This window comes from Staphylococcus sp. HMSC072B07 (genome assembly GCF_001815505.1).
GTDB classification, from domain to species: Bacteria; Bacillota; Bacilli; order Staphylococcales; family Staphylococcaceae; genus Staphylococcus; species Staphylococcus simulans.
Window position 1 is genome coordinate 33024 of sequence record NZ_KV820944.1, and the last position, 4381, is coordinate 37404.

Genomic DNA, 4381 nt, shown 5'->3' on the forward strand with positions numbered 1-4381 from the left:
TTTTTCGTTCCACTACTTATCATCCACAGATTGCCAATTCCCATTGTTTTCGGTACGTCGTAAATCTATAACCTCCATTCTTTACTCTGTATTTAATATTGTTCAGTCCTTCGGTACATTTTCCCTACTATGACTTCTGCTGACTTCTCATAATTCGTTGTTACTACGATTCGAAGAATCGCTTATGAGACCTCCTCGGGTAAGATTAACCACTTTCCACTCATGTCACTGCATCATTTACTCATACGAATTTGGGCAGTATTGGACTTTGTTTTGTTGTGCAAACTCATCCGTTCGTATAAGCCTTGATATGATGTTTCTGTTCGTCAGTGCAAGTGTTTGCGTCCGACTTCCTTCAGATTCCACCTCACGATGGACACCCTTGTCTTTCACTAACAGTTCCTACTGCCAAGCCTGTAATGGACTTTCACCATCAAGTTGTTAATCATGCCGAGCGCACACAAACCCTAAACTTGTCGAATCGTCGGCTTAATAGCTCACGCTATGCCGACATTCGTCTTCAAGTTTAGTTAAGGGTTTTTCTCGACATAAATGCGTGGTCTATTCAAAAAAACTCATTAAAGTCATAATAATTGTTAATACACAAGCGACTAATATAACTAACTTACCTTTTTTCGTCTTTTCGTTCCCTTTTCTATACTCTTTCATTACAAACAACCAAGAAAGAATAACTAAAATCCCTAAAATAATACTTATAATTTTCATAAACCACTCCTTTTTAGCAAACTTTATCATAACTCTTACAAAAAATTTGAGTGCCTTTATTTTTAATTTTAAAGGGGCATTTTGAAGAAACACTAAATATTTACGTAGTTTTTTTATCCAAAATTCTATATAAGCGCTTAAAACGCAAATAAGAGCAAAATAAATACATCTTGATTTTGTCTAAATCAAGTTCAAGAACATAAAGTAAAACAAACAAACGTCTTATAATTTTTTATAAAATTTTGCCATAATCCAAAAACCAATCCCTGCTAAAATAAAACCTGCTATTACAAGTAATACAATCTCCATAACATACCCTCCCATATGTAAAATATATCAAAACCGGAGGTATTTATTCCAATTTCCTTTTGAAAGCCAATAAATATATTTTGACTTCACATCATAAAATTTTAGCAAAACCAGTGACAATTTTTAGACACTGCCCAGTTACATACAAACTAAAATTTTGTATAAAATCCTTCAAAAATTGATACCGATTTTTAGCTCCTGCAGGCGCAAATTTCTGTAAAAAATACCGAAATCTTGATTTTGTCCAAAATAAAAATTAAGATCATAAGGGAAATTTGCAACCTTTCAAAAAAAGTTGGTCTGGCGAAGCCAGACATTTCAAGGGATACAGCGATTTCTAAAGTGCAATCATTTTTTCACTTGTACCCAAACATTTTTTAGCACTTTTCAATAAAAAAACGCTAGCTTTTTCGCTAACGTCGTAGAAAAAATATCAAAATTTATATTCAAATTTCTTCGTCAATTTCATCAATTATTTGATGATTAATTTTACTTTTTTCTTCTTCGGTTAAATCAAAAATTTCACTCGCTAAGTACTCTTTTTGGTTCCAGTGATAAAAAATTTGATAAATATATTTTGTCGGGTTCTGTTGCAAAGTTAGAAAAAGTATAGCTAATCACATTAGGTATTCTTCAAACTAATATTGAATAGTAGCAGTCAACTCTAAAACTCCTTCACCTATATTAAAGTAACTATGTTCTGAATCTGATTCAAAAGATATAGCTTGCTTTTCTTTAACGACACTAACATGTTTTCCTACTTTTATCTTTAGTGTACCTTTATTCACTATTATAAATTCTCTAGAATTCTCTTCATGTCCTTTTGAATATAAAGAACCATCTATTTTGAAATTCATACTGAACATTTCAAAATTTTTATTTTTATCATAAGGAAAGTATGGGAAAACAGTGACTGTTTTATCAATACTGTAAATTGGATTAATGTATCTATTGTCTATAAATTGAACTGTTGATTCTTTTTTATTAATTAAAGTAGATATTGGTATTTGAAGTCCATTTGCTAAATTAACTAAAGTATTTATCGTAGGGTTACCTTCTCCTTTTTCAATTATACTTAATACATTTTTACTCACATTTGTAAGTTTAGAAGTTTTTTCCAAACTTAAATTTTTCGCTTTCCTATATTTATATAAGTTAGAGGCAACAACATCATTTATATTATCCAAAATAATACCTCCTTTTAAAGTCTTGTAAATTATTGTAACATATAAAGTGAATTTTGTTCTCTATATGTTACAATAGGAGGTTTTTATGAAAAGAAATACAGATACATCTATAAATTGGTTTCTTTTTATAGGTATTTTACTCATAGGTGCTAATTTAAGAGCACCTATTACATCTGTGGGCGTGGCCTTACATTCAATAAAAGAAACTTTTTCTCTTTCTAATGGTTTACTTAGTATTATAGCAGTCATTCCATTAGTTGCGTTTGCAATAATTTCACTTTTTGCTTCTAAAATAGGTGAAATTTTTGGTATGAATAAAACATTATTTGTTGCCCTTATTTTTATTTTTGTAGGTATTATTTTAAGAAGTATTACCATACTGCCGTTTATATATATAGGAACAACCTTAATAGGTATCGGAATTGCATTTGGCAATGTTTTAACTCCCGGTGTCATTAAATCCAATTTTCCTCTTAGAATCGGAATAATGACAGCATATTATACAGTAGTAATGAATATATTTGGCAGCTTATCTTCATTTGTAACATCTCCTATTTTAAAAGTCTCTAATTACAATATCGCTTTAGGAATAATAGGATTGATAACTTTACTCACAATTTTTATTTGGGCGTTTCAACTTAAACATAACCAAAAAAGCAATAATCCCCATATGATTAATAACACCAATGTTTGGAAACATTCTATAGCTTGGCAAATTACGTTACTAATGGGTAGTCAATCTTTAATATTTTATTCACTTATAAATTGGTTACCACAATATCTCTCAACATATGACATATCTTCTGATCTTGCCGGGTTATATCTAGCTCTATTACAACTTGCAATTATTCCATTGACTTTTATCACGCCAATAATAGTAACAAAGATGAAGTCTCAAATAGGAGTTACAATATTTACAGGTACTTTATTTATAGTAGGTATTCTGATTATGATGTTTATACCTCAGATGTCTCTCTATTCTTTAATTATTATTGGCATTGCTAGTGGTATAGCTTTTGGACTGGTTAACACCTTCTTCAGCTTAAGAACTAAGGATGGTATTACTGCAGCTAAATTATCAGGTATGGCTCAAGCAATTGGATACTCATTTGCTTCTTTAGGACCACTGCTATTTGGTGTCTTACACGATATTTCAGGTTCATGGACACCTTCTTTGATTGTACTGCTAATCGCCGCTGTGTTAATTACAATAATAAGCTCTGGAGCAGGAAGAAATATACAAATATAGTTCCTTTATCATCAATGTTTTTTAATCATAATTGTTCTGAAAGCTAATAAGCATTTTAGACGCTTTTCATTTATATGAAGAGCGTCTTTTGGTTCTGGTGCAAAGTTAAACAATATAGCTAATCACTAATTTATCATGTCAATGTTCAACTCAAATTTTTTATTCATTTATATTAATTAATGAATATTGACTAGTAAAGCCTGATTGCTATACCTCTGAAATATTTGGAAAGTTAGAGTTAATAATATAATCTCTAACTCTTCAAGTATTTGTTTTCAATAGAAAAAGGAAGTGTATTATGAGTGAATATAAATATGAAAAGTTGAGTATGAGTGTACCAGCTTTCGTGAAAAAAAGGGCAAAGTAATCGATTGGTTGCACTTAATTTTGATAAAGAACCGTGCCAATCGATTGCTAAAGATTTGAGCAGATTAGGACCTAATGCGAATCAGATTGCTTCATACTGTAATCAACATCTGTATGAAGCTCCAGATAATGAAAGATTAGAACGTAATATAAGAGTGTTGCATGAAAGGTTGGATAAAATATGAAAAAAACTAAGATAAGATTTATTTCTTTTTTACTCTTGTTAATATTTGTAATTGTTTATGCTGTTCTTTCTTTAACAACGGATTATATTAACCATAAGTATTCTCTATTATTTGTATTAGCTTTCGCATTATGGGGGTTTTTAACAGATGTTTTAACTAAAACAAATAAAAGAGAAGATAGTAATGACAACAACTAAAGAAAAAACTAGAAAAATACAAGCATGAGTTAGATACCGTTAAATACGAACCGCCGAAAGCGCAAAAAGTCGATTTGCACACGATCGGTTCAGGTGTCTTAGAACTATCAACGGCACGTAATTATAATTTCCCTAAAGGTGTAGGCTCAGCAGATCATGTAG

At 30.6% G+C, this 4381-nt stretch carries 4 protein-coding genes and 2 pseudogenes; 3 read left to right on the forward strand and 3 right to left on the reverse strand.

Annotated features, from left to right (window positions below):
* Positions 1-561: 561 nt before the first annotated feature.
* The 3 genes and pseudogenes from HMPREF3031_RS13510 to HMPREF3031_RS10580 all read right to left on the reverse strand — a co-directional run bounded on the left by HMPREF3031_RS13510 (position 562) and on the right by HMPREF3031_RS10580 (position 2222).
* Positions 562-726 (reverse strand): hypothetical protein, encoded by a 165-nt coding sequence (locus HMPREF3031_RS13510; RefSeq protein WP_180363399.1) that lies wholly within the window; start codon positions 724-726, stop codon positions 562-564.
* Between the two features lie 755 nt (positions 727-1481).
* A pseudogene (locus HMPREF3031_RS13830) lies at positions 1482-1622 on the reverse strand (replication initiation protein); the annotation flags it as partial.
* 51 nt (positions 1623-1673) lie between these two features.
* The gene (locus HMPREF3031_RS10580) at positions 1674-2222 is read right to left on the reverse strand and encodes a helix-turn-helix domain-containing protein (protein ID WP_070724887.1); all 549 of its coding nucleotides are present in this window, start codon (positions 2220-2222) and stop codon (positions 1674-1676) included.
* A gap of 85 nt (positions 2223-2307) precedes the next feature.
* On the opposite strand from HMPREF3031_RS10580, the gene HMPREF3031_RS10585 reads away from it, so the two are divergent.
* From HMPREF3031_RS10585 to HMPREF3031_RS10595, 3 genes and pseudogenes are all read left to right on the forward strand, one after another.
* The gene (locus tag HMPREF3031_RS10585) at positions 2308-3471 is read left to right on the forward strand and encodes a CynX/NimT family MFS transporter (RefSeq protein ID WP_070625308.1); all 1164 of its coding nucleotides are present in this window, start codon (positions 2308-2310) and stop codon (positions 3469-3471) included.
* 316 nt (positions 3472-3787) lie between these two features.
* A pseudogene (gene mobC, locus HMPREF3031_RS10590) lies at positions 3788-4022 on the forward strand (plasmid mobilization relaxosome protein MobC); the annotation flags it as partial.
* On the forward strand, positions 4019-4219 hold the full coding sequence (locus HMPREF3031_RS10595) for a mobilization protein (protein ID WP_070724888.1): 201 nt from the start codon (positions 4019-4021) through the stop codon (positions 4217-4219). The pseudogene mobC and the gene HMPREF3031_RS10595, both read left to right, overlap by 4 nt.
* Positions 4220-4381: the final 162 nt, after the last annotated feature.

Coding starts and splice junctions, on each gene's coding strand:
- HMPREF3031_RS13510 (WP_180363399.1), bottom strand. CDS start 726: ATGAAAATTATAAGTATTATTTTAGGGATTTTAGTTATTCTTTCTTGG.
- HMPREF3031_RS10585 (WP_070625308.1), top strand. CDS start 2,308: ATGAAAAGAAATACAGATACATCTATAAATTGGTTTCTTTTTATAGGT.
- HMPREF3031_RS10595 (WP_070724888.1), top strand. CDS start 4,019: ATGAAAAAAACTAAGATAAGATTTATTTCTTTTTTACTCTTGTTAATA.